Source organism: Kitasatospora sp. NPDC059462, assembly GCF_042749955.1.
In the GTDB taxonomy this organism is placed as follows: Bacteria; Actinomycetota; Actinomycetes; order Streptomycetales; family Streptomycetaceae; genus Kitasatospora.
The window spans coordinates 91458-115240 of record NZ_JBHYUU010000003.1 but is presented as its reverse complement, the minus strand read 5'-3'; the positions used below and the strand labels follow the sequence as shown (position 1 = coordinate 115240).

Genomic DNA, 23783 nt, shown 5'->3' with positions numbered 1-23783 from the left:
CCCGCGTGGTCGGGGGGGGCCGGCCCCCCCGCCCCCTGGGCCGCCCCCCCCCCCCCCCTCCGCCGTCCCCCCGGCCGGTCCGGCCCCCACCCGGACCCCCGGCCGCATACCGCCCCCGCACGTGCCACCAGCACCTGCGCGGCCCGGGGGGCCGCACCCGCACCACGTCCGTCACGCCGCCGCACCACCACCGGACCGGGCCGTGGCACCCCTACCACTCGGAGGTGCCCGCTGTCTCGCCGAAGCGCTTTTCCGATGATCTGTTCTACTGCGCTCCCGCGATTTCCCGGCGCCGACCTGATCCGGGGTGACATGCTGCTCACCATCAGGGGGTTGATCCAGATTTCCACCGTGTTCCGAGGACTTCCGTTCCAACGATCACCAGAGGTCCGACCGGAGGCCGACGTGTCCGCGAACATCAATCCCACCGTGCGCCGCCGGCGGCTCGGCGCGGAACTGCGCAAGCTCCGGGACCAGGCCGGGATGACCGCCGAGGAGGTGGCCGGCCGGCTGATGGTCTCCCAGTCGAAGATCAGCCGGCTGGAGAACGGCCGCCGCAGCATCAGCCAGCGGGACGTCCGGGACCTCTGCGACGTCTACAACGTCTCCGACGAGGCGATGCGCGCCAGTCTGATGGAGATGGCCCGGGAGTCCCGGCAGCGCGGCTGGTGGCACGACTTCAACGACATGCCCACGCCCTACAGCGTGTACATCGGCCTGGAGGCCGAGGCCTCCTCGATCCGCGCGTACGAGTCCTCCTTCGTTCCCGGCCTGCTGCAGACCGAGCAGTACGCGCAGGCCGTGGTCGAGGGCACCCAGCCGGACACCGACGCGCTCGCCGTCCAGCGCCGCGTCCAGGTCAGGATGAAGCGTCAGGACCGGGTCAACGGCGACAACCAGCTGGGCAGCCTGTGGACCGTGATAGACGAGGCGGTGCTCCGCCGGGAGGTCGGCAGCAAGGAGGTGATGGCCCACCAGCTGAAGCACATGCTGGAGCTGAGCCAGCGCCCCAACATCACCATCCAGGTCATCCCGTTCTCGCACGGCGCCCACCCCGGCATGACCGGGACATTCTCCCTGTTGGAGTTCCCGGAGTCAGCCGATTCCACAGTTGTCTACTTCGAAGGGGTGACGAGCGATCTCTACCTGGAGAAGGAGGCCGACGTGCGCCGCTATACCAGTCTCTACGACCACCTGCGGGCGGCCGCGCTCGGGGTGGCCGAGACCCGGACACTGATAGCCGACATTGAAGAGGGATACCACCGATGAGCACCACCTTCGAGAACGGGACGAACTGGCGCAAGAGCAGTCACAGCGGCGGCAACGGCGCCTGTGTGGAGATCCGCGTGCCGGCCACCGACCTGGTGGCGGTCCGCGACTCCAAGGACCCGCAGGGTCCGCAACTGCGCTTCTCCGCCGAGGCCTGGAACGCGTTCGCCGCCGATGCGGGCGCCGGGGTGTTCGGCGGGTTCTGATCCGCCCCGTACCGCTTCTCGGCCAGGTGCCCGTAGCGGTGTTCACCGCCCTCCCCGGGCGGCGGACACCGCTACGGGCATCTTGGCGTCCAGGGGCATGACCCCGTCAAGGAAGCCCCGTCCGGCGGGGCCCGCGCCTCAGCCCAGCACCGGGTAGCGGGCCGCCCAGGCGGCGCCCTCCGGGGTGTCGGCGCTGTGCAGCTCGGGCCCGTGCATCAGCTCCAGGACGAAGTCGTCCGCCAGTTCCAGCAGCGTCGCGCGGCCCTCCAGCCCCGCCACCAGCCCGGGCGGCAGCGCGGTGTCGCCGTGCAGCACCCCGAGCAGGTTGCCGCAGACCGCGCCGGTGGAGTCGCTGTCCCCGGAGTGGTTCACCGCCAGCAGCAGCCCGGAGCGCACGTCGTGCGCGACCAGCGCGCAGTACACCCCGATCGCCAGCGCCTCCTCGGCGACCCAGCCCTCCCCCAGCGCCTCGACCCGCTCGGCGGACGGCTCCCCCGCCCGCACCGCGTCCAGCGCCGCCCGCAGCGCCGCCGTGGTCTCCTCGTGCGCCGGCCGCTCGGAGAGCAGCGCCAGCGCCAGGTGCACGCCCTCCTCCAGGGTGCCGCCGCGGGCCGCGGTCTGGACGATCACCGCCAGCGCGCCGGCCGAGAGGTAGCCGCTGGGGTGGCCGTGGGTCAGCACCGAGCACTCCACCGCCAGCTGGAACACCAGGCCCGGCTCCCAGGTGGTCAGCAGTCCGAACGGCGCCGCCCGCATCACCGTGCCGCAGCCCTTGGAATGCGGGTTCTTCGGCACCTCCAGGGTGCCCAGCCGCTCGGCGTCCGGACCGGAGAGGCCGGAGAGGCAGGCCTGGCCCGGCGCGCGCTGGGCGTACAGCCACTCCTCGCGGCCCAGCCAGCCGAGGTCCGCGCGCCGCTCGTCCGGGCCCCAGTCCCGCTGGGTGGCGGCCCAGCGCAGATAGGCGCGGTGGACGTCGGTGGGCGGGTGCCAGCTGCCGGTGTCCCGGCGGATGTGCGCGCGGATCAGGCCGTCCAGGGTGAACAGCACCATCTGCGTGTCGTCGGTGACGGCGCCGAGCCGCCCGTAGGCCGGGACGTACCCGGTGACGCCCAGCGGGCCGTGCACGGCGCGGATCTTCTCCAGCGACTCGAACTCGATGCCCGCGCCGAGGGCGTCCCCGACCGCCCCGCCCAGCAGGCACCCCCGCACCCGGCTGCGGAAGTCCTGCTGCTGGGCGCGTGACCACAGTGGCATCACGACGGGCGCCTTTCGTCCGGGTTCGGGCGGGGTCGCGCGACGCACGGCGGGTCGCGCGCCCTCGCACTGTATTCGAATGCCCGAACGGGGCGGCAGGGTTCCCGGGGCGCAGCGCCCCGGGGACGGCGTCGCGGACTCAGTCCACCAGCGGCAGCAGCTCCGGCAGATGGCCGTCCGAGGCCAGCGCGGCGGCCAGCCGCTCGGCCGGCACCTCGCCGTAGGTGGTGGTGCGCTGCCGGTGCGGACGCCCCGCCGCCTCGGCGATCGCCTGCAGCTCCCGGACCGACTTGTAGCTCCCGTACGCCGATCCGGCCATCCGCGAGATGGTCTCCTCCATCAGCGTGCCGCCCAGGTCGTTGGCGCCCGAGCGGAGCATCTCGGCGGCGCCCTCGGCCCCCAGCTTCACCCAGCTGGTCTGGATGTTGCGAATGTGCGGGTGGAGCAGCAGCCGGGCCATCGCGACCACCGCCCGGTTGTCCCGCGCGGTCGGGCCCGGCCGGGCGATCCCGGCCAGGTAGACCGGGGCGTTGGTGTGGATGAACGGCAGCGTCACGAACTCGGTGAAGCCGCCGGTGCGCTGCTGGATCTCGGCGAGCAGCCGCAGGTGGCCCACCCAGTGCTTCGGGGTGTCCACGTGCCCGTACATCATCGTGGAGGAGGAGCGGATGCCCAGCTCGTGCGCGGTGGTGACGACCTCCACCCAGGTGGCGGCCGGCAGCTTGCCCTTGGTGAGCACCCAGCGGACCTCGTCGTCGAGGATCTCGGCGGCGGTGCCGGGGATGGAGTCCAGGCCGGACTCCCGGGCGCGCAGCAGCCACTCCCGGACGGGCAGCCCGGTCCGGGTGGCCCCGTTGACCACCTCCATCGGCGAGAAGGCGTGCACATGGATGCCGGGCACCCGCTCCTTCACCGCGCGCGCGATGTCGAAGTAGGCGGTGCCCGGCAGGTCGGGGTGGATGCCGCCCTGCATGCAGACCTCGGTGGCGCCGACCTCCCAGGCCTGCGCGGCCCGGTCGGCGACCTGCTCCAGCGAGAGGCTGTAGGCGTCCGCGTCGGTGCGGCGCTGGGCGAAGGCGCAGAACCGGCAGCCGGTGTAGCAGACGTTGGTGAAGTTGATGTTCCGGGTGACGCAGTAGGTGACCTCCTCGCCCACCGCGTCCCGGCGCACCGCGTCGGCGATCCGGCAGAGCGCGTCCAGCGCCGGGCCGTCCGCCCGGAACAGCGCCAGCGCCTGCTCGTCGGTCAGCCGGACGGGGTCGTCGGCGGCCACCGCGAGGGCGGCCCGGATCTCGGCGTCCAGGCGCTCCGGCGCCCCGGCCGGGACGGGGGCGGCCGAGGCCGCCTGCTCGCGCAGCACCTCCCAGTCGCCGTAGACGTCCTCGAAGTCGGCCCGCCGGTCGCCGGTCCGCCCCTCGGTGTCAATGGTGCTGTGCAGGTCGGTGCGGCCGTACGAGTCCGGCAGGTCCTCCGGCTCCTGCCAGGGGTGCCCGGTGACCACCGCGTCGGGGCGGGCCAGGCCGGTCAGCGGATCGGCCAGCGCCCGGACGTGCGGCAGCACCCGCGGGTCCAGCCAGGGCTCGCCGTGCCGGACGTACTCGGGGTAGACGGCCAGCCGCTCGCGCAGTTCGAAGCCGGCCGCGGCCGAGCGCTCGGCCAGCCTCTCGATCTGCGGCCAGGGGCGCTCGGGGTTGACGTGGTCGGGGGTCAGCGGGGAGACGCCGCCCCAGTCGTCGATGCCGGCCGCGATCAGCCGCTCGTACTCGCCGTCCACCAGGTTCGGCGGCGCCTGAAGGCAGGCGGACGGGCCCATGATGTGCCGGGCCACCGCGACCGTGGCGACCAGCTCGTCCAGCTCCGCGTCCGGCATGCCGCGCATCGCGGTGTCCGGCTTGGCGCGGAAGTTCTGCAGGATCAGCTCCTGGATGCCGTGGTAGGCCCGGGAGACCCGGCGCAGCGCGAACAGCGACTCGGCGCGCTCCTCGTAGGTCTCGCCGATGCCGATCAGCAGGCCGCTGGTGAACGGCACCGAGCTGCGCCCGGCGTCCTCCAGCACCCGCAGCCGGACGGCCGGCTCCTTGTCGGGCGAGCCGAAGTGCGGGCCGCCGGGCTCGCTCCACAGCCGGGTGGCGGTGGTCTCCAGCATCATGCCCATCGAGGCGGAGACCGGCTTGAGCCGCTGGAAGTCCGTCCAGCTCAGCACCCCGGGGTTGAGGTGCGGGAGCAGCCCGGTCTCCTCCAGGATGCGGATCGACATGGCGCGCACATAGGCGATGGTGTCGTCGTAGCCGTGCGCGTCCAGCCACTCGCGGGCCTCCGGCCAGCGGTCCTCGGGCTTGTCCCCGAGGGTGATGAGCGCTTCCTTGCAGCCCAGCTCCGCGCCCCGGCGGGCGACCGCCAGCACCTCGTCCGGGGACATGAACATCCCGTGCCCCTCCCGGCGCAGCTTGCCCGGGACGGTGACGAAGGTGCAGTAGTGGCACTTGTCCCGGCAGAGCCGGGTGAGCGGGATGAACACGCTCCTGGAGTAGGTGATGACGCCGGGCCGCCCGGCCGCGTCGAGACCGGCGTCGCGGACCCGGGCGGCGCTCGCGCAGAGATCGCGCAGGTCGTCGCCCCTGGCCCGGAGCAGCACCGCCGCCTCGGTCGCGTCCAGCGCGACGCCGTCCCGGGCCCGGCGCAGGGCGCGCCGCATCGCGTTCGCGGTCGGGATGTTGGTTGCGTCCATGTCGCGACCCTACGCCAGTCCACGTACCTTCCTCGTGCGTTCGGAGGAGCCGACCCTGAGGGGGCCTCAGGGTCGGCTGCGCCGGGAGACCTAGCCGGAACCCACCCTGCAGGGCGATGACGCGGGCGCCCCGGAACCGTCTAATGGACAACCAGGGACAGTCGTTGACCGACGGAGGGGTTGGACGGATGACGGACGACAGGGCGACGGCGGGCGAGGGCCCGGCGGACGCGTGGCAGGGCGGGGTTCCCTACCGGTCGCGCCGGCGCACCCTGGTGCGGGTGGCCGTGCCGCTGGCGGTCACGGCCGCGATCGCCGCCGGGGTGGGGCTGGTGCCGGCGCTGGCGGACTCCTCTCCGCCGGAGCTGCCCACGCTGACGGCGGAGCAGCTGGTGGCCAAGGTGCTCGGCTCGCAGGCCGAGACGCTCTCCGGCACGGTGTCGGTCTCGGCCGACCTCGGTGTTCCGAGCCAGCTGCTGGGCGCCGCGGCCGGCGGGCTGGCGGGCGGCGGTGCGGGACCCGGCGGCGACGGGCCGTCGGGTGCGGCCCCCACCGCGAAGCTGACCGGCCTGCTGGGCGGCGAGCACACCCTGCGGGTCGCGGTGGACGGGCCGGACCGGCAGCGGATCGGCCTGCTGGAGCAGCTGTCCGGGTACGAGCTGGTCCGCAACGGCGACCAGCTCTGGGCCTGGGACAGCAGCACCAACGAGGCGGTGCACCTGACCGGGGCGCGGCCGGACGCGGGGGCGGACGGCCACCGGGGCACGGCGCCGCTGACCGGGGTGCCGGCCACCCCGCAGGAGGCGGCCCGGCAGTTCCTGGCCGCGGGCGCGGGCAGCACCGCCGTCACGGTGGACGGCACCGTGTCGGTGGCCGGGCAGAAGGCCTACCGGCTGAGCGTGAAGCCCACCCGGCCCGGCTCGACGATCGGCGAGGTGCGGATCGCGGTGGCCGCCGACAACGGGGTGCCGCTGTCGGTGGTGGTCAAGGGCACGGACGGCGACACGGTGCTGGACGTCCACTTCACCCAGGTCTCCTTCGCCCGGCCGGCCGCGAAGACCTTCGACTTCAGCGTGCCCAAGGGCGCCAAGGTGACGGAGCAGAAGGTGTCCGGGGCGCCGCACGGCGAGGTGACGCCGGAGGAGGCCAGGGCGGCCGCCGAGGGCCTGAACGTGATCGGCGAGGGCTGGACGGCCGTGCTCTCCGCGAAGCTGCCCTCCGGTGACGTCGTCGTCCCGGCCGAGGGCGCGGCCCCGCGCGGCAAGGGCGGGCACGGTCCGGTCGGCCACGGCCGGGGCTCCGGCGAGGGCGTCGCGCGGAACCCGCTGGCGCTGGTCAAGTCGCTGGGCAAGCCGGTCGCCGGCGGCTCGCTGATCAGCACCAAGGTGCTCAACGTGCTGGTCACCGACGACGGCCGCGTCTTCGCGGGCGCGGTGACCCTGCCGGTGCTGCAGAGTGCGGCCGGGGTGAAGTAAGTGGCCCAGGCTCCCGTAACGGGGGACGTTACGGAGCCGGCCGGGGGGGGGCCGGGGGGGGGGGCGCGCAGGGGCCCGGGCTCGGGGGGGGCGCGGGGGTCGGCGGTGGGGGCGGGGTGATGTACGCGCCCCCGGCGCCCGTCCGGGGGCAGGTAACGGCGGCGGCCGGGGGCCGGGGCGGGCGGGCCCCCCCGGCCCCCGGTGCCGCTTCGCCCTCCCGTCCGTCCGACGACGTGATCAGCACCAGAGGTCTGACCAAGCGCTTCCGCGGCGGCCAGCTCGCCGTGGACGGGCTGGACCTGAGCGTCCCCCGGGGTTCCGTCTTCGGCTTCCTCGGCCCCAACGGCTCCGGCAAGACCACCACGATCCGGATGCTGATGGGCCTGATCGCCCCCAGCGCCGGGGTGGCGACGGTGCTCGGCGAGCCGATGCCGCAGTCGGCGGCCTCGGTGCTGCCCCGGGTCGGCGCGCTGATCGAGGGGCCGGCGCTGTACGGCTTCCTCTCCGGCCGGGACAACCTGGCCCGGTTCGACGCCGCCGACCCGACCTCCGACCCGCGCACCCGGCAGCGGCGGGTCACCGAAGCACTGGACCGGGTCGGCCTGGCCGCCGCGGCCGGCAAGAAGGCCCGGGCCTACTCGCTGGGCATGAAGCAGCGGCTCGGCCTGGCCTCGGCGCTGCTCCAGCCGCGCGAGCTGCTCGTCCTGGACGAGCCCACCAACGGCCTGGACCCCCAGGGCATGCGGGAGATCCGGGCGCTGGTCCGGGAGGTCGCGGCCGAGGGCACCACGGTCTTCCTCTCCTCGCACCTGCTGGACGAGATCGAGCAGGTCTGCAGCCACGCCGCGGTGATGTCGCGCGGCCGGCTGGTGGTGCAGGGCACCGTCGCCGAGCTGGCCGCCCGGGCCCGGGGCCGGCTGGTGGTGCGGACCCCGGACACCCACCGGGCCGGTGAGGTGCTGCTCGCCCACAAGGTCACCGATGTCCGGGTCGGGGACGGCCGGGTGGACGGCGACGTCGGCGCACTGGCCGAGGACGCGCTGCCCGGGCTGGTCGCGGCGCTGGTCGCGGCGGACGTCCGGGTGCACGGCTTCGGCGTGGAGCGGGGCACGTTGGAGGACGCCTTCGTGGCGCTGACCGGGGAGGGCTTCGATGTCGCGGGCTGAGACGGTGCCGGCGGTGGCGGCAGCGGTGCACGGGCGGCGGCCGCAGACCGCGGCCGGGTTCCTGGCGCTGTTCCGCAACGAGCTGCTGCTGACCTTCCGCCGGGTGCGGACGATCGTGCTGCTCGGGATCCTGGCGGTGCTGCCGGTGCTGATCGGCGTGGTGGTCCGGATCGAGACGGACGGGCCGCGCGGCGGCGAGGGCCCGGCGTTCATCGCCCAGGTGACCCAGAACGGACTGTTCCTGGTGTTCACGGCGCTCGCGGTGGCGCTGCCGGTCTTCCTGCCGATGACGGTCGGCGTGGTCGCCGGGGACGCGGTGGCGGGCGAGGCGGCCGCCGGCACCCTGCGCTACCTGCTGGTGGCGCCCGCCGGGCGGACCAGGCTGCTGGCCGCCAAGTTCACCGCCGGGCTGGCGTTCTGCCTGGCGGCGACGGCGGCCGTGGCACTCTCGGCGGTGATCACCGGGGCCGCGCTGTTCCCGGTCGGCGACGTCACGCTGATCTCCGGCGAGACCATCGGCCTCGGCCCGGCCGCGCTGCGGGCGGTGCTGGTGGCCGCCGTGGTGGCGGCCTCGCTGGCCGGGCTGGTCGCGATCGGGCTGTTCGTCTCGACGCTCACCGGCAGCGGCATCGCGGCGATGGCGGCCACCGTCGGCCTGGTGATCACGGTGCAGATCCTGGACAGCTTCCCGCAGCTGCACGCGATCCAGCCGTTCCTGTTCACCCACCACTGGCTCACCTTCGGCGACCTGCTGCGGGAGCCGATGTACTGGGACGGGGTGCTGAAGAACCTCGGGCTGCAGGCCGCCTACGTGGCGGTGTTCGGCTCGGCGGCGTGGTCCCGGTTCACCTCCCGGGACATCACCGCCTGACCGGCACCGCCCCGGCGGTGGCATCGGCGGCGGGAGCGGCGGCCGTCCGGGCCCGGACGGCCGCCCGGTCGGCGCGCACCCGCCGCAGCGCGTCCCAGGTGAGCACCGCGAGCGCCGCCCAGACCAGGGCGAAGCCGGCCCAGCGGGCGGGCGGCATCGACTCGTGGAAGACCGCGATGCCGATCAGGAACTGGAACACCGGGGCCAGGTACTGGAGCAGGCCGAGCACGCTCAGCGGCACCCGGACGGCGGCCGCGCCGAAGAACAGCAGCGGGACGGCGGTGATCACACCGCTGAGCATCAGCAGCCCGGTGTGCCCCCAGCCGTACTCGCCCGCCACGGCGTGCCCGAAGGTGCCGCGGCCGGAGACCTGGAGGACGACCAGGTAGCCGAGGGCGAAGGGGAACATGAAGGCGCTCTCGGCGGCCAGGCTCTCCAGGCCGCTCAGCCCGACCGTCTTCTTCAGCAGGCCGTAGGTGGCGAAGGAGAGGGCCAGGGTCAGCGCGATCCACGGCAGCCGCCCGTAGCCGACGGTCAGCACCGCCACGGCGAGGGCACCGATGCCCACCGCCACCCACTGGGCGGTGCGCAACCGCTCCTTGAGGACCAGCACGCCGAAGCCGATGGTGACCAGCGGGTTGATGAAGTAGCCGAGGCTGGTCTCCACCACGTGCCCGGCGTTGACGGCCCAGATGTAGACGCCCCAGTTGACCGAGATCACGGTGGCGGCGGCGCCCAGCATGGCGAGCCGGCGGGGCTGGCGCAGCAGCGGGCGGATCCAGCCCCAGTGCCGCTGGACGACCAGCAGCAGGACGACCGCGACCAGCGACCAGACCATCCGGTTGGCCAGGATGTCGTCGGCGGCGCTGGGCTCCAACAGCGGCCAGAAGAGCGGGAACAGGCCCCATATGCCGTAGGCCGCGAAGCCGTACCAGAGGCCGCGGCCGGCCTCCTGCTGGGTTGTCTCCGCCATGGAACGCCTGCCCTCCGCGCGCACGAGTGTCGAGGCGACGGTAGCGGGCGGGACAGCGCCTGTCATCTCCGTATTCGGTTTTTGGTCATGACATTACCGGGGCGACGCGCACGGCACCGCCCGCGGCGGGTGCCGCGGGCGGTGCCACGAACGGCCGTCGGGCGCGGCCTCAGGCGCCCAGCGCGGCCTTCACGCTCTGCGCCAGCGGGACGGTCGGGCGGCCGATCAGCCGGGCCAGGTCGCCCGGGGTGCCGGCCAGCTCGCCGCGCGCGATGCCGGCGTCGACGTCCACCAGGATCTCCGCGAAGCCCTCCGGCAGGCCGGCGCCGACCAGGATCCGCAGGTGTTCCTCCGGCGCCACCCCGTGGAACGCGACCGGCCGGCCCGAGGCCAGGGCCAGCTCGGCGGCCAGCTCCGGCAGGCTCCAGGCGGCGTCGCCGCTCAGCTCGTAGACCGCGTTCTCGTGCCCCTCGCCGGTGAGCACGGCCACCGCCGCGTCGGCGTAGTCCCGGCGCGGGGCGGTGGCGATCCGGCCGTCCGGGCCGGCGCTGCCGACCACGGCGCCGCGCTCGACCGTGCCGGCCGCGTCGCCCAGGTAGTTCTCGGTGTACCAGCCGTTGCGGAGCAGGGCGAAGGGCAGCCCGGACTCCCGGATGACGGCCTCGGTGGCCTTGTGCTCGTCGGCCAGCTTGAAGGTGGCCACGCCCGGGGCGCTGGTGTAGGCGAGCAGCGCGACCCCGGCGGCGCGGGCCGCCTCGACCACGGCGGTGTGCTGCGGCACCCGGCTGCCGACCTCGCTGCCCGAGACGAGCAGCACCCTGTCGCCGGCGGCGAAGACGCCCGCCAGGCTCTCCGGGCGGCTGTAGTCGGCCACCCGGACGCTCACGCCGCGCTCGGCGAGGTCGGCGGCCTTCTCGGCGGAGCGGACGACCACGGCCACCTCGCTCGCGGGGACCTTGGCCAGCAGGCCCTCGACGACGAGGCGGCCGAGCTGTCCGGTGGCTCCGGTGACGACGTACATGGTGCTGCTCCCTGGGGTGGTTGTCCGTTGAACTTCCTGCTTCGGAACTCACCCTAGGGGTGGCACTAACCTTTCGTAAGTACGCACTTCAAAGTAGGGTACTGATATGCAGGTAATGAACACCGCGTCCCCGGCGCCCTCCGCGGACCCCGGCGCCCCGGCCGGCCCGCTGCCCCCGCCCGACGTCTTCGACCGGATGTGCCCCTCCCGGGGCGTCCTGGAGCACGTCACCAGCCGCTGGGGCGTCCTGGTGCTGGGCGCACTGCACGAGCGCGGCTACCGGTTCAGCGAGCTGCGCCGCCGGATCACCGGGGTGAGCGAGAAGATGCTCGCCCAGACGCTGCAGACGCTGGAGCGCGACGGCTTCGTGCTGCGCGAGGCCCACCCGGTCATCCCGCCCAGGGTCGACTACAGCCTGACCCCGCTCGGCCGGGAGGCCGCCCGGCTGGTCGCCGAGCTGGCGCACTGGACCGAGGAACGCGTCCCGGTCGTCCTGGCCGCCCGCGACGAGTACGACGCCCGGGGGCGCTGACGGCCGCCCGGGAGCCGGCGCGCGGCCGACGAGGGGTGGGTCGGGCTAGGAACGGGCGTGCTGCTCGATGAGGGCCGCCAGACCGTCCAGGACCCGGGCCAGGCCGAAGGCGTAGGCGTGGTCCGGGTCGTAGGCGCCGCCGTGCGCCTCGCCGGCGGCGGCGCCGACCCGGGCCGCGACCGGGTGGCGCTCGGCGTCGAAGACCCGGGCCAGCAGTTCCGCGTTGGCGGCCCACCACTGGGCGTCGGTCATCGCGCTCTCCTGCCGGGCCGCGCGCTCGTCCGCCGCCATCCGGGCGCAGGTCTCCACGAAGCCCAGCAGATGGGTGAGCGCGGCGTCCAGCTCGACGTCCGGCAGGCCGGTGCCCTCCAGGGCGCGCAGCTCGTACTCGTACTTCGCCATCAGGCCGGGCCCGAGCGGCGGGCGGCTGGTGCCCACCGCCACCGTCCACGGATGGGCGCGGTACAGCGCGCGGTTGTCCTCGGCCACGGCGGCGGCCCCGGCCCGCCAGCCGTCGTCGGCGGGGGCGGTGCGGGGCATGGCCGCGTAGACGGTGTCCAGCATCAGGTCGAGCAGTTCCGCCTTGCCGGGCACATAGGTGTAGAGCGCCATCGGCGAGACGCCGAGCGCCTGGGCGACCCGCCGCATGGTCACGGCGTCCACCCCCTCGGCGTCCGCGATCGCGATCGCGGCGGCGGCGATCTCCGCCGGGCTCTTCGCCTGCCGGGGCCCGCGCCGGCCGGGCTTCTCCTGCGCCGACAGGCCCCAGAGCAGTGCGAGCGTGCGCGCCGGGTCCCCGGCGCTGCTGCGGTCACTGGCCATGGACCCGATCCTTTCACGCCCGGCCCGCCGGTACCGTCGGGGCCATGACCGCCGCCGACCCCGACCCGCTGCCGGGCACCGACACCCCCGAGGCCGTCCGCCCCCGGGTGACCTGCCGCCGCTGCCACCGCCCGCTGCACGACCCGGAGTCGCGCATCCTCCGCCTCGGCCCCGAGTGCCGCGACCCGGCCGAGCGCGTGCCCCGCCACGAGGTCGACCAGGACCCGCTGCCCGGACTGGACTAGAAGGCGGCCACCCACCGTGACCGGGATCACTGTTCCCAATTTCTCCGTACTGCGTATAGTGTACTGCGTACGGTAAACAGTCGACGAGAGGGTCATCGACCATGCAGATCACTTCCTCCGCCGTTTCGCTCACCGTCGAGGACGTCGGGGCGTCGGCGTCGTTCCTGCGGGAGCACTTCGGGTTCGCCGAGCAGATGTCGGCCGAGGGGTTCGTCTCCCTCGGGCACCCGAGCGCCGGGGTGAACGTCGTCCTCCTGGCGCGCGGGATCGAGGTCCTGCCGGAGGGCTTCCGCGACCAGGTCGCCGCCGGGCTGATCCTGGCCTTCGTGGTCGCCGACGTGGCCGCCGAGGAGGCGCGGCTGCGGGCCGCCGGGGTGAGGATCACCATGGCGCTGCGCGAGGAGCCGTGGGGCGAGAAGCTCTTCCAGGTCACCGACCCGAACGGGGTCGTGGTCCAGGTCGTGGAGTGGGCCGAGCAGCAGTAAGCGGCCGCGCGCAACGAAGGCGGCGCCCCCGGCCCGGAGGGGTCGGGGGCGCCGCCGTGCTCGTCGGACCGGCCGGGATCAGTCGACCGTCCAGGTGTCGCCGCCGGTGAGCAGCGCGCCGAGGTCGCCCTCACCGCGGTCGGCGGCGGCGGTGGCCAGCTGGTCGGCCATCAGCTCGTCGTACACCGGCCGGCGGACGTCGCGCAGCACCCCGATCGGGGTGTGGTGCAGGGTGTCCGCGTCGGCGATCCGGGAGAGCGCGAACGCCGTGGCCGGGCCCGGCGCGTGGGCGTCGTGGACCAGCAGGGCCGACTCGTTCTCCGCCGTGACGGCGTCGACGAACAGCTCGCCGTCGGCGCCGCGGAAGACGCCCCGGGCGCGGTCCGCGCCGAAGCGGACCGGCTGCCCGTGCTCCAGCCGGATCAGCGCCTCGTCCCGGGTGCCGGCCTCCTTGAGCACCTCGAAGGCGCCGTCGTTGAAGATGTTGCAGTTCTGGTAGATCTCGACCAGTGCGGTGCCCTCGTGCTCGGCCGCCGCCCGCAGCACCGACTGGAGGTGCTGGCGGTCGGAGTCGATGGTCCGGGCGACGAAGGTGGCCTCCGCGCCGATGGCCAGCGAGAGCGGGTTGAACGGGGCGTCCAGTGATCCCATCGGTGTGGACTTGGTGATCTTCCCGAGTTCACTGGTCGGCGAGTACTGGCCCTTGGTCAGGCCGTAGATACGGTTGTTGAACAGAAGGATCTTCAGATTCACATTGCGGCGCAGTGCGTGGATCAGATGATTTCCACCGATCGACAACGCGTCGCCGTCCCCGGTCACCACCCAGACGCTGAGGTCCCGCCGGGAGGTCGCCAGCCCGGTGGCGATCGCCGGGGCACGGCCGTGGATCGAGTGCACCCCGTAGGTGTTCATGTAGTACGGGAAGCGGGACGAGCAGCCGATACCGGAGACGAAGACGGTGTTCTCCCGTCTGATCCCCAGCTCCGGCATGAACGCCTGCACCGCCGCCAGGATCGCGTAGTCACCGCAGCCCGGGCACCAGCGCACCTCCTGGTCGGTCTTGAACTCCTTGGCGCTCTGCGGCGCCTCGGCCTTCGGGACCAGCTTCAACGAGCGGAACTGCTCGCTCATCGGTTGTCCTCCTCGTCCAGGGTGCCGATCGCCGCCCACAGCACGTCCGCCAACTGCGCCGCCTTGAAGGGCAGTCCGCGCACCTGGTTGTAGGACTCCGCGTCCACCAGGTACTTGGCGCGCAGCAGCAGCGCCAGCTGGCCGAGGTTCATCTCGGGCACGACGACCTTGTCGTAACTCCGCAGCACCGTGCCCAGGTTGGCCGGGAACGGGTTGAGGTTGCGCAGGTGCGCCTGGGCGACCAGTCCGCCGTCCGAGCGGACCCGGCGGACCGCCGCGGTGATCGGGCCGTACGTCGAACCCCAGCCGAGCACCAGGACCCGGGCCTCGCCGGAAGGATCGTCGACCACCGTGTCGGGCACCGTGATGCCGTCCACCTTGGCCTGCCGGGTGCGGACCATGAAGTCGTGGTTGGCCGGGTCGTAGGAGATGTTGCCGGTGCCGTCCTGCTTCTCGATACCGCCGATCCGGTGCTCCAGGCCGGGCGTGCCGGGCAGCGCCCAGGGGCGGGCCAGCGTCCGGGGGTCGCGCAGGTAGGGCCAGTAGCCGCCGTCCTCGCGGTTCGGCTCGGTGGCGAAGTCCGGGTCGATCAGCGGAAGTTCGTCGACCGCCGGGATCCGCCAGGGCTCCGAGCCGTTGGCCAGGTAGCCGTCCGAGAGCAGGAAGACCGGGGTGCGGTAGGTGACCGCGATGCGGGCCGCCTCCAGTGCCGCGTCGAAGCACTCGGCCGGTGTCGCCGGGGCCACGATCGGCACCGGGGCCTCGCCGTTGCGGCCGAACATCGCCTGCAGCAGGTCGGCCTGCTCGGTCTTGGTCGGCAGACCGGTGGACGGGCCGCCGCGCTGGATGTCCACCACCAGCAGCGGGAGTTCGAGCGACACGGCCAGGCCGATGGTCTCGCTCTTGAGCGCCACGCCCGGGCCGGAGGTGGTGGTCACGCCGAGCGCGCCGCCGAAGGCCGCGCCGAGGGCCGCGCCGATGCCGGCGATCTCGTCCTCGGCCTGGAAGGTGCGCACGCCGAAGTTCTTGTGCCGGCTGAGCTCGTGCAGGATGTCCGAGGCCGGGGTGATCGGGTACGAGCCCAGGTAGAGCGGCAGCCCGGAGCGCCGGGCGGCGGCGATCAGGCCGTAGGACAGCGCCAGGTTGCCGGAGATGTTGCGGTAGCGGCCCGGCGGCAGCTTGGCCGGCGACACCTCGTAGGACACCGCGAAGGACTCGGTGGTCTCGCCGAAGTTCCAGCCGGCCCGGAAGGCGCTGATGTTGGCCTCGGCGATCTGCGGCTTCTTGGCGAACTTGGTGCGCAGGAAGGACTCGGTGCCGTGGGTCGGGCGGTGGTACATCCAGGAGAGCAGGCCCAGCGCGAACATGTTCTTGGCGCGCTCGGCGTCCTTGCGGGCGAGGCCGCTCTCCTTGAGCGCTTCCAGGGTCAGCGTGGTGAGCGGCACCTTGTGCAGGTGGTAGCCCTGCAGCGAGCCGTCCTCCAGCGGGTCCGCGCCGTACCCGACCTTGGCGAGCGCGCGCTTGGTGAACTCGTCGGTGTTGACGATGATCTCCGCACCGCGCGGCAGGTCGGGGAGGTTGGCCTTGAGGGCGGCCGGGTTCATCGCCACCAGGACGTTGGGGGCGTCCCCCGGGGTCAGGATGTCGTGGTCGGCGAAGTGGAGTTGGAAGGACGAGACACCCGGCAGGGTTCCGGCGGGAGCGCGGATCTCGGCCGGGAAGTTGGGCAGGGTGGAGAGGTCGTTGCCGAAGGACGCCGTCTCCGAGGTGAAGCGGTCGCCGGTGAGCTGCATGCCGTCGCCGGAGTCGCCGGCGAACCTGATGATCACCCGGTCCAGCTTGCGGATCGGCTTGGTGCCCCGGTGCTGTGGACCGACCGGCACGGCGGGGCCCGATCGGCCCTCGTCCCCGTTCGAGCCGTCCACTGCTTCTGACTGATCGACCTGACTGGTCACTGCCGCGGACCTCCTCGTGGGCACCAGCCGCGGGCGTGAGCCGTGTGCCCCGTCCGCCTGGTGCACCTCTCGCATCCTATGCGGGTAAGGATTGCCTTGGACGGAACTTCCCGATGCGGCGGAAAATCACCGCCGCAGCCGGGAAAAACGCCGTGAACGACCGGTTCGGGACACTGGATCGACCATATGGTTCGGACACGAACGCCACCTTCGAACGGTCCGACGGCCGGCCGGTCAGGAATTCAGATAGGTGAGCACCGCGAGCACGCGCCGGTGATCTCCCGGGCTCTGCGCGAGCCCCAGCTTCAGGAAGATGTTGCTGACGTGCTTCTCCACCGCGCCCTCCGAGACCACCAGCTGCTTGGCCACCGCGGTGTTGGTCCGGCCCTCCGCCATCAGCCCCAGCACCTCGCGCTCGCGCGGGGTGAGCCCGGCCAGCACGTCGCCCTTGCGGCTGCGGCTCAGCAGCTGCTGGACGACCTCCGGGTCCAGCGCGGTGCCGCCCTCGGCGACCCGCACCACCGCGTCCACGAACTCGCGCACCTCGGCCACCCGGTCCTTCAGCAGGTAGCCAACGCCACGGGTGGAACCGGCCAGTAGTTCGGATGCGTAGCGCTCCTCGACGAACTGCGACAGGACCAGCACGCCGAGCTCCGGGTAGAGGCCGCGCAGGGTCACGCAGGCCCGCAGGCCCTCGTCGGTGTGGGTGGGGGGCATCCGCACATCGGAGACCACCACATCGGGCAGCGCGCCGTCGGCGGCCAGGTCGTGGATCGTCTTGATCAGTGCCTCGCCGTCACCGACGCCGGCCACCACCTCCAGGCCGCGGTCGGTGAGCAGCCGGGTCAGGCCCTCCCGCAGCAGTACGGAGTCCTCGGCGATGACGACGCGAAGCATGGCGGCCTTCCGGATGGGCGGAGGTGCGGACACGGTGCTGACGGGTGTCAGTCTCCCCCATCCGCGCGGGTCCCCGGGACCAGGGGCGGCACATCGCCCCGCCCGCTCCCGGCGGGCGGCCGGAGGGCCGGACCCGGGCCGTCGGGCCGTGAGCCGTGAGCCGTGGGCCGTCGGGCCGTCGGGCCGTCGGGCCGTCACATGGTCCGGATGGCCACCGAGTCGCAGAGCGCCTGCAGCGCGTTCTTCGCCGGGCCGGCCGGGAGCGGGTCCAGCAGCGCCCGGGCCTCCTCGGCGTGCCGCAGGGTCTCCCGGCGGGCGTGCTCCAGCGCCGGGTGGTGGCGCAGCAGCCGCAGCGCCTCGGCGTGCAGCTCGTCGTCGGCGAGGTCCTTGCGCAGCAGCTCGCGCAGCCGGGCGTCGTCCGGGTCGGCCGGGTCCGCGGGCATCTGCCGCAGCAGCAGGGTCGGCAGGGTCTCCACGCCCTCGCGCAGGTCGGTGCCGGGGGTCTTGCCGGACTCGTGGCCGTCGCTGGCGATGTCCAGCACGTCGTCGGCCAGCTGGAAGGCGATGCCGATCCGCTCGCCGAAGGCGCTGAGGATGTCGATCACCCAGGGTTCGGCGCCGGCCGCCAGCGCTCCTATCCGGCAGGAGACGGCGATCAGCGAGCCGGTCTTGCCGGCCAGCACCCTCAGGTAGTGGTCGAGCGGGTCGTCCTCCGGGCCGGGGCCGGCGGTCTCCAGGATCTGGCCGGTGACCAGCCGCTCGAACGCGTCGGCCTGCAGCCGGACGGCCTCCGGGCCGAGGTCGGCGAGCACCTGGGAGGCGCGGGAGAAGAGGAAGTCGCCGGTCAGGATGGCGACCGAGTTGTCCCACCGGGAGTTGGCGCTGGGGGCGCCGCGCCGCACCGGGGCCTCGTCCATGACGTCGTCGTGGTAGAGCGTGGCGAGGTGGGTGAGCTCGACGACCACGGCGGCCGGGACCACCCCGGGCGCGTTGGCGTCGCCGAACTGGGCGGCGAGCAGCACCAGCAGCGGACGGAAGCGCTTGCCGCCGGCCTCCATCAGGTGGCTGGCGGTGACGGTGATGAACGGGACGTCGCTCTTCACGGCGTCCGTGAGCGCGATCTCCACCGCGTCCATCCCGGCCTGGACGTCGCGGGTCAGATCGCGGTCCTGCACGCTGAGCCCAAAGGGTCCCACGACGGTCACGAAGACCACTCCTCTGTCCCTGGTCGATCTAGCGGCCCGGTCCCTGAGTGCCGCCGCTGGCCATACAGGCAGGGTATCCGGTCGCGAGTGGATCACTGCACGGGCGTGCGGCTCTGTCATGCCCGGGGCGTCCCCGCTGGCCAGCACCGATTCCCCAACGACGCGTCCGGGCCGCGCACGGGGGCGCGACCCGGACGGTCGGCGGAGCGGTCGCCCCGCTCTCCGCCGGGGCGGTCGGCCGGGCCCCGGCGGGACGGCCGGCCCGGTCCCGGGCACACGGCCGACCGGTCCCGGGCGGACGGTCAGCCGACGAAGAACACGGCCTTCGAGGCCAGGTCGAGGAAGTACTGCGGCAGCAGTCCGAGCCCCACCGTGACCAGCACACCGACGCCGATCGCGGTCGCCGTGAAGGCGCTCGGGATGGCGACGGTCGGGCCGCCCGGCTGCGGGTCGGAGAAGAACATCAGCACGATGACCCGGATGTAGAAGAACGCCGCGACCGCCGAGCTGAGCACGCCCACGATCACCAGCGGGGTGGCCCCGCCGGCCGCCGCGGCCTGGAACACCGCGAACTTCCCGGTGAACCCGGAGGTCAGCGGGATGCCCGCGAAGGCCAGCAGGAAGAGCGCGAACACCGCCGCGACCAGCGGGGAGCGCCGGCCCAGGCCCGCCCAGCTGGACAGGTGGGTGGCCTCGCCCTTGGAGTCGCGCACCAGGGTGACCACGGCGAACGCGCCGAGCGTCACGAAGGAGTACGCCAGCAGGTAGAACAGCACCGAGCCGACGCCCTGCCGGTTGCTGGCGATCACGCCGGTGAGGATGAAGCCGGCGTGTGCGATCGAGGAGTAGGCGAGCAGCCGCTTCACGTCCTGCTGGGTGACGGCGAGGACCGCGCCGACCACCATGGTGAGGATCGCCACACCCCAGAGCACCGGCCGCCAGTCCAGCCGCAGCGCCGGGAAGGCCACGTAGAACAGCCGCAGCACGGCGCCGAACGCGGCCACCTTGGTCGCCGCCGCCATGAAGCCGGTGACCGGCGTCGGCGCGCCCTGGTAGACGTCCGGGGTCCAGGAGTGGAACGGCACCGCGCCGACCTTGAAGAGCAGGCCCACCGACAGCATCGCCAGGCCCACCAGCAGCAGGGCGTCGTTCTGGGTCGAGGAGACCAGCGCCGGGGTGAGCAGTGCGTTGCCGGAGATGACGTCGGCGATCTCGCCCAGCCGCACCGTGCCCGCGAAGCCGTACAGCAGCGCGGTGCCGAACAGGAAGAACGCCGAGGCGAAGGCGCCGAGGAGGAAGTACTTGACCGCCGCCTCCTGGGAGAGCAGCCGGCGGCGCCGGGCCAGCGCGCAGAGCAGGTAGAGCGGGAGGGAGAAGACCTCCAGCGCGACGAACATCGTCAGCAGGTCGTTGGCGGCCGGGAACAGCAGCATGCCGCCGACCGCGAACATGGTGAGCGGGAAGACCTCACTGGTGGTGAAGCCGGCCCGGATCGCGCCGCGCTCCTGCTCGCCGCCGGGGGTGGCGGAGGCCTGGGCGGCGAACGCGTCGGCCGGTGCGCCCCCGGCCTTGGGCTCCAGCCGGCGCTCGGCGTAGGTCAGCACCGCGACCACCGCGACCAGCAGGATGACGCCCTGGAGGAAGAGCGTCGGGCCGTCCAGGGCGACCGCGCCCATCGCGACCGCGTCGACCTTGGTGGTGCCGTAGCCCTGGGCGGCGAGCACCAGGACGGCGACGAAGGCGCCGGCCAGGCCGGTCAGCGCGGTCACCACCTGGGCCCAGTGCCGCAGCCGCCGGGGCAGGAAGGCCTCCAGCAGGATGCCGGTCACGGCGGCGCCGAACACCACCAGCATCGGCGAGAGCCGGCCGTACTCGATGTGCGGTGCGGGGATGCTCTGGGTGCCGCCGGCGGCGGCGAGCCATCCGGTGCTGCTCACTTGTGCTCACCTCCTGAGCGGGCGGCCCCGTCCTGGCCGTTCCCGTGGTCGGCGACCGGGTGGGCCGGCGCCGGGTCGGTCTGGTGGACCTGCGAGAGGGTCGCGTTCACCGAGGGGTTGACCAGATCGGTGAGCGGCTTCGGGTAGACGCCGAGCAGCACGGTGAGCGCCACCAGCGGGGCCACCACGGCGAGTTCGCGGGCCTTGAGGTCGGTGATGCCGCTGACGCCCTCCTTGACCGGGCCGGTCATGGTGCGCTGGTAGAGCAGCAGGGCGTACAGCGCGGCGAGCACGATGCCGAGGGTGGCCACGATGCCCACCGCCGGGTAGCGGGTGAAGGTGCCGACCAGGACCAGGAACTCGCTGACGAAGGGCGCCAGTCCGGGCAGCGAGAGGGTGGCCAGTCCGCCGATGAGGAAGGTACCGGCGAGCACCGGGGCGACCTTCTGCACGCCGCCGTAGTCGGCGATCAGCCGGGAGCCGCGGCGGGAGATCAGGAAGCCGGCCACCAGCATCCACGCGGCGGTGGAGATGCCGTGGTTGACCATGTAGAGGGTGGCTCCGCTCTGGCCCTGGCTGGTCAGCGCGAAGATGCCCATGATGATGAAGCCGAAGTGCGAGATCGAGGCGTAGGCGACCAGCCGCTTGATGTCCTTCTGGCCGATGGCCAGCAGCGCGCCGTAGATGATCCCGATCACCGAGAGGACCAGGATCGCCGGTCCGAAGGTCTTCGAGGCCTCCGGGAACAGCCCGAGGCAGAAGCGGAGCATCGCGAAGGTGCCGACCTTGTCGACCACGGCGGTGATCAGCACGGCGGTGCCGGCGGTGGCCTCGCCCATCGCGTTCGGCAGCCAGGTGTGCAGCGGCCAGAGCGGGGCCTTGACCGCGAAGGCGAAGAAGAAGCCGAGGAACAGCGCCTTCTCGGCGGGGCCGCTGAACTGCAGCCGGCCGTCGGCGACCGCGCCGGTGAGCGTCTGCAGGTCGAAGGTGGCCAGGCCCTGGTCCTGCGCGATCACGTACAGGCCGATCACGGCGGCCAGCATGACCAGGCCGCCGAGCAGGTTGTACAGCAGGAACTTCACCGCGGCGTAGGACCGCTGACGGTCCGACTCCGGGCCGCCGGCCCGGTCCCCGAAGCCGCCGATGAGGAAGTACATCGGGATCAGCATGGCTTCGAAGAAGACGTAGAAGACGAAGACGTCGGTGGCGTAGAAGGAGACGATCACCATCGCCTCCACCGCCAGGACCAGGGCGAAGAAGCCCTGGGTGCGGCGCCGGTTCTCGAAGGTCCCCTCGGCCGCGGCCGCGCCCGTCGCCGAGGTGGCCGCGGGGGCGGCCGGGTCGGCGTCGTGCCAGGAGGCCAGCAGCACGACCGGCACCAGGACGGCGGCGAGCAGGGCGAGGACGGCGCCGATGCCGTCCACGCCGAGCGAGAAGCTGATGCCGAAGGAGCGGATCCAGCTGTAGGACTCGGTCAGCTGGTAGCGCGCGCCGTCCGGGTCGAACCGCACGGCCACCGCCCCGGCCAGGGCCAGGGTGACGGCCGAGAAGGCCAGTGCCGCCGTCTTGGCGGTGCGCCGCCGGCTCTCGCTGGTCCCGGCCGGCAGCGCGGCGGTGACCACCGCGCCGGCCGCCGGGACCGCGCAGGTGGCGGTGAGGAGGGCGCTCATGCCTCGGCCTCCTGACGACGTGTGTAATCCGGGTGCATCAGACGGACCTCATCAGGAGAGTCGTGGCGACCAGCACCAGCGTGCCGCCGAACATGGAGAGCGCGTACGTGCGGACGTAGCCGGTCTGGATCCGCCGCAGCCGGCTGGAGACCCCGCCGATGGTGGCGGCCAGGCCGTTGACGAAGCCGTCCAGGCCGCGGCTGTCGAAGTAGACCAGGGCGGCGGTGAGCGCCGAGCCCGGGCGGACCAGCACGGCGTGGTTGAAGTCGTCCTGGAGGAGGTCCCGGCGGGCGGCCCGGGTGAGCGGGGAGCCGTAGGGCGGCACCACCGGGACGGCCGAGCGGCCGTACACCAGGTACGAGAGCGCGACGCCGGCCACCATGCAGGCGCTGGTGAGCAGGGTGACCACCAGCGGGGAGAGCGGGGAGTTCCCCTCGTCGTGGCCGGTGACCGGCTCCAGCCAGTGGAGGAAGGAGCTGTTGAAGGCGAACAGCCCGCCGGCGAGCACCGAGCCGATCGCCAGCACGATCATCGGAACGGTCATGGTGCGCGGGGACTCGTGCGGGTGCGGCTCGTGGCCCTGGGCGTCCGGCTGCCAGCGCTTCTCGCCGAAGAAGGTCAGGATCATCACCCGGGTCATGTAGAACGCGGTGACCGCGGCGCCGGTCAGGGTGCACAGGCCGAGGATCCAGCCCTCGGTGCCGCCCTTGGCGAACGCCGCCTCGATGATCTTGTCCTTGGAGAAGAACCCGGACAGGCCCGGGAAGCCGATGATGGCCAGGTAGCCCAGGCCGAAGGTGACGAAGGTGACCTTCATGTGCTTCCACAGGCCGCCGTAGTGACGCATGTTCACCTCGTCGTTCATGCCGTGCATGACCGACCCGGCGCCGAGGAACAGCCCCGCCTTGAAGAAGCCGTGGGTCACCAGGTGCATGATCGCGAAGGCGTAGCCGATCGGGCCGAGGCCGGCCGCGAGGATCATGTAGCCGATCTGCGACATGGTCGAGCCGGCCAGCGCCTTCTTGATGTCGTCCTTGGCACAACCGACGACGGCACCGAAGAGCAGGGTGACCGCGCCGACCACCACCACGGCGGTCTGGGCGTCCGGCGCCAGGTTGAAAATCGCCCCGGAGCGGGTGATCAGGTAGACGCCGGCGGTGACCATGGTGGCCGCGTGGATCAGCGCGGAGACCGGGGTCGGGCCCTCCATCGCGTCCCCGAGCCAGGACTGCAGCGGCACCTGCGCGGACTTGCCGCAGGCGGCGAGCAGCAGCATCAGGCCGATCGCGGTCAGCTTGCCCTCGCTCGCGCTGTCGGCGGTGGCGAAGACCGGCTCGAAGGTGAAGGAGCCGAACTCGACGAACATCAGCATGATCGCGATGGACAGGCCCAGGTCGCCGACGCGGTTGACGATGAACGCCTTCTTGGCGGCCGTCGCGGCGCTCGGCTTGTGCTGCCAGAAGCCGATCAGCAGGTACGAGGCGAGGCCGACGCCCTCCCAGCCAAAGTACAGCAGCAGGTAGTTGTCGGCGACCACCAGCAGCAGCATGGCCGCCAGGAAGAGGTTCAGGTAGGCGAAGAACCGGCGCCGGCGCTCGTCGTGCGCCATGTAGCCCACCGAGTAGAGGTGGATCAGCGTGCCGACACCGGTGATCAGCAGGACGAAGGTCATCGAGAGCTGGTCGAGCCGGAAGGAGACGTCGGCCTGGAAGCCGTTCACCGGGATCCAGCTGAACAGGTGCTCGGTGACGGCGCGTTCCTCGGCGTCCCGGCCCAGCATGGACGAGAACAGCGCGAGGCCGAAGCCGAAGGACAGTGCGGCGAGCGCGGTGGCCAGCCAGTGGCCGAACCGGTCGAAGGCCCGTCCACCGAGCAGCAGCAGGGCGGCGCCGGCCAGCGGGGCCGCGACCAGCAGCGGAATGAGAGAGTTCACCGAGGCCC

General features: G+C 72.9%; 20 protein-coding genes. 8 read left to right on the top strand and 12 right to left on the bottom strand.

The genetic code is table 11. The features are described 5' to 3' along the window. Nucleotides 1-405 precede the first annotated feature (405 nt). Together ACFXAM_RS01800 and ACFXAM_RS01795 are read left to right on the top strand one after the other, a co-directional pair. Nucleotides 406-1269: a helix-turn-helix domain-containing protein gene (locus ACFXAM_RS01800; protein WP_380286991.1), complete on the top strand. Its 864-nt coding sequence runs from the start codon at nucleotides 406-408 to the stop codon at nucleotides 1267-1269. Next, nucleotides 1266-1475: a DUF397 domain-containing protein gene (locus ACFXAM_RS01795; RefSeq protein WP_380286990.1), complete on the top strand. Its 210-nt coding sequence runs from the start codon at nucleotides 1266-1268 to the stop codon at nucleotides 1473-1475. The genes ACFXAM_RS01800 and ACFXAM_RS01795 overlap by 4 nt, the downstream gene beginning before the upstream one ends. Before the next feature lie 138 nt (nucleotides 1476-1613). On the opposite strand, the gene ACFXAM_RS01790 is transcribed toward ACFXAM_RS01795, so the two are convergent. Continuing rightward, on the bottom strand, nucleotides 1614-2729 hold the full coding sequence (locus ACFXAM_RS01790) for an ADP-ribosylglycohydrolase family protein (protein ID WP_380286988.1): 1116 nt from the start codon (nucleotides 2727-2729) through the stop codon (nucleotides 1614-1616). A 139-nt stretch (nucleotides 2730-2868) separates the two neighbouring features. Beyond that, nucleotides 2869-5457: a bifunctional FO biosynthesis protein CofGH gene (locus tag ACFXAM_RS01785; RefSeq protein WP_380286987.1), complete on the bottom strand. Its 2589-nt coding sequence runs from the start codon at nucleotides 5455-5457 to the stop codon at nucleotides 2869-2871. A gap of 188 nt (nucleotides 5458-5645) precedes the next feature. Here ACFXAM_RS01785 and ACFXAM_RS01780 point away from each other — a divergent pair, with 188 nt between their 5' ends. The 3 genes from ACFXAM_RS01780 (at nucleotide 5646) to ACFXAM_RS01770 (ending at nucleotide 8969) form a co-directional block, all read left to right on the top strand. Further along, nucleotides 5646-6932, top strand: a complete 1287-nt coding sequence (locus tag ACFXAM_RS01780) for an outer membrane lipoprotein carrier protein LolA (RefSeq protein ID WP_380286986.1) — start codon at nucleotides 5646-5648, stop codon at nucleotides 6930-6932. Between the two features lie 233 nt (nucleotides 6933-7165). Continuing rightward, the gene (locus ACFXAM_RS01775; RefSeq protein WP_380286985.1) at nucleotides 7166-8098 is read left to right on the top strand and encodes an ABC transporter ATP-binding protein; all 933 of its coding nucleotides are present in this window, start codon (nucleotides 7166-7168) and stop codon (nucleotides 8096-8098) included. Then, complete coding sequence (locus ACFXAM_RS01770; RefSeq protein ID WP_380286984.1) at nucleotides 8085-8969, top strand: ABC transporter permease; 885 nt, start codon at nucleotides 8085-8087, stop codon at nucleotides 8967-8969. Before ACFXAM_RS01775 ends, ACFXAM_RS01770 begins: the two co-directional genes overlap by 14 nt. Here ACFXAM_RS01770 and rarD read toward each other — a convergent pair. Together rarD and ACFXAM_RS01760 are read right to left on the bottom strand one after the other, a co-directional pair. Beyond that, on the bottom strand, nucleotides 8959-9942 hold the full coding sequence (gene rarD / locus ACFXAM_RS01765; protein WP_380286982.1) for an EamA family transporter RarD: 984 nt from the start codon (nucleotides 9940-9942) through the stop codon (nucleotides 8959-8961). The genes ACFXAM_RS01770 and rarD overlap by 11 nt on opposite strands. A 169-nt stretch (nucleotides 9943-10111) precedes the next feature. Then, a complete protein-coding gene (locus ACFXAM_RS01760) occupies nucleotides 10112-10963 on the bottom strand; it encodes an SDR family oxidoreductase (protein WP_380286981.1) in 852 nt (283 codons plus the stop codon). Nucleotides 10964-11078: 115 nt separating this feature from the next. On the opposite strand from ACFXAM_RS01760, the gene ACFXAM_RS01755 reads away from it, so the two are divergent. Then, nucleotides 11079-11495 carry a winged helix-turn-helix transcriptional regulator gene (locus ACFXAM_RS01755; RefSeq protein ID WP_380286995.1) on the top strand — a complete coding sequence of 139 codons (417 nt, stop codon included), beginning with the start codon at nucleotides 11079-11081 and terminating at the stop codon, nucleotides 11493-11495. 45 nt (nucleotides 11496-11540) lie between these two features. Here ACFXAM_RS01755 and ACFXAM_RS01750 read toward each other — a convergent pair whose 3' ends face one another. Next, the gene (locus tag ACFXAM_RS01750) at nucleotides 11541-12317 is read right to left on the bottom strand and encodes a TetR/AcrR family transcriptional regulator (protein WP_380286980.1); all 777 of its coding nucleotides are present in this window, start codon (nucleotides 12315-12317) and stop codon (nucleotides 11541-11543) included. Nucleotides 12318-12361: 44 nt separating this feature from the next. On the opposite strand from ACFXAM_RS01750, the gene ACFXAM_RS01745 reads away from it, so the two are divergent. Next, on the top strand, nucleotides 12362-12562 hold the full coding sequence (locus tag ACFXAM_RS01745; protein WP_380286979.1) for a DUF6011 domain-containing protein: 201 nt from the start codon (nucleotides 12362-12364) through the stop codon (nucleotides 12560-12562). A 101-nt stretch (nucleotides 12563-12663) separates the two neighbouring features. Then, nucleotides 12664-13047, top strand: coding sequence for a VOC family protein (locus ACFXAM_RS01740; protein WP_380286978.1), 384 nt, complete (start codon nucleotides 12664-12666; stop codon nucleotides 13045-13047). A gap of 78 nt (nucleotides 13048-13125) precedes the next feature. On the opposite strand, the gene ACFXAM_RS01735 is transcribed toward ACFXAM_RS01740, so the two are convergent. The 7 genes from ACFXAM_RS01735 to nuoL form a co-directional block, all read right to left on the bottom strand. Continuing rightward, on the bottom strand, nucleotides 13126-14178 hold the full coding sequence (locus ACFXAM_RS01735; protein WP_380286977.1) for a 2-oxoacid:ferredoxin oxidoreductase subunit beta: 1053 nt from the start codon (nucleotides 14176-14178) through the stop codon (nucleotides 13126-13128). After that, entirely contained in the window at nucleotides 14175-16133 is a 1959-nt protein-coding gene (locus ACFXAM_RS01730; protein ID WP_380286976.1) for a 2-oxoacid:acceptor oxidoreductase subunit alpha, read from the bottom strand. Before ACFXAM_RS01730 ends, ACFXAM_RS01735 begins: the two co-directional genes overlap by 4 nt. A 234-nt stretch (nucleotides 16134-16367) precedes the next feature. Further along, a complete protein-coding gene (locus ACFXAM_RS01725) occupies nucleotides 16368-17030 on the bottom strand; it encodes a LuxR C-terminal-related transcriptional regulator (protein ID WP_380286975.1) in 663 nt (220 codons plus the stop codon). Between the two features lie 194 nt (nucleotides 17031-17224). Beyond that, entirely contained in the window at nucleotides 17225-18235 is a 1011-nt protein-coding gene (locus ACFXAM_RS01720) for a polyprenyl synthetase family protein (RefSeq protein ID WP_380286974.1), read from the bottom strand. A 302-nt stretch (nucleotides 18236-18537) separates the two neighbouring features. Continuing rightward, a complete protein-coding gene (nuoN, locus tag ACFXAM_RS01715) occupies nucleotides 18538-20172 on the bottom strand; it encodes an NADH-quinone oxidoreductase subunit NuoN (protein WP_380286973.1) in 1635 nt (544 codons plus the stop codon). Next, nucleotides 20169-21842, bottom strand: a complete 1674-nt coding sequence (locus ACFXAM_RS01710; protein ID WP_380286972.1) for an NADH-quinone oxidoreductase subunit M — start codon at nucleotides 21840-21842, stop codon at nucleotides 20169-20171. The genes nuoN and ACFXAM_RS01710 overlap by 4 nt, the downstream gene beginning before the upstream one ends. 37 nt (nucleotides 21843-21879) lie before the next feature. Next, complete coding sequence (gene nuoL, locus ACFXAM_RS01705; RefSeq protein WP_380286971.1) at nucleotides 21880-23775, bottom strand: NADH-quinone oxidoreductase subunit L; 1896 nt, start codon at nucleotides 23773-23775, stop codon at nucleotides 21880-21882. Nucleotides 23776-23783 lie beyond the last annotated feature (8 nt).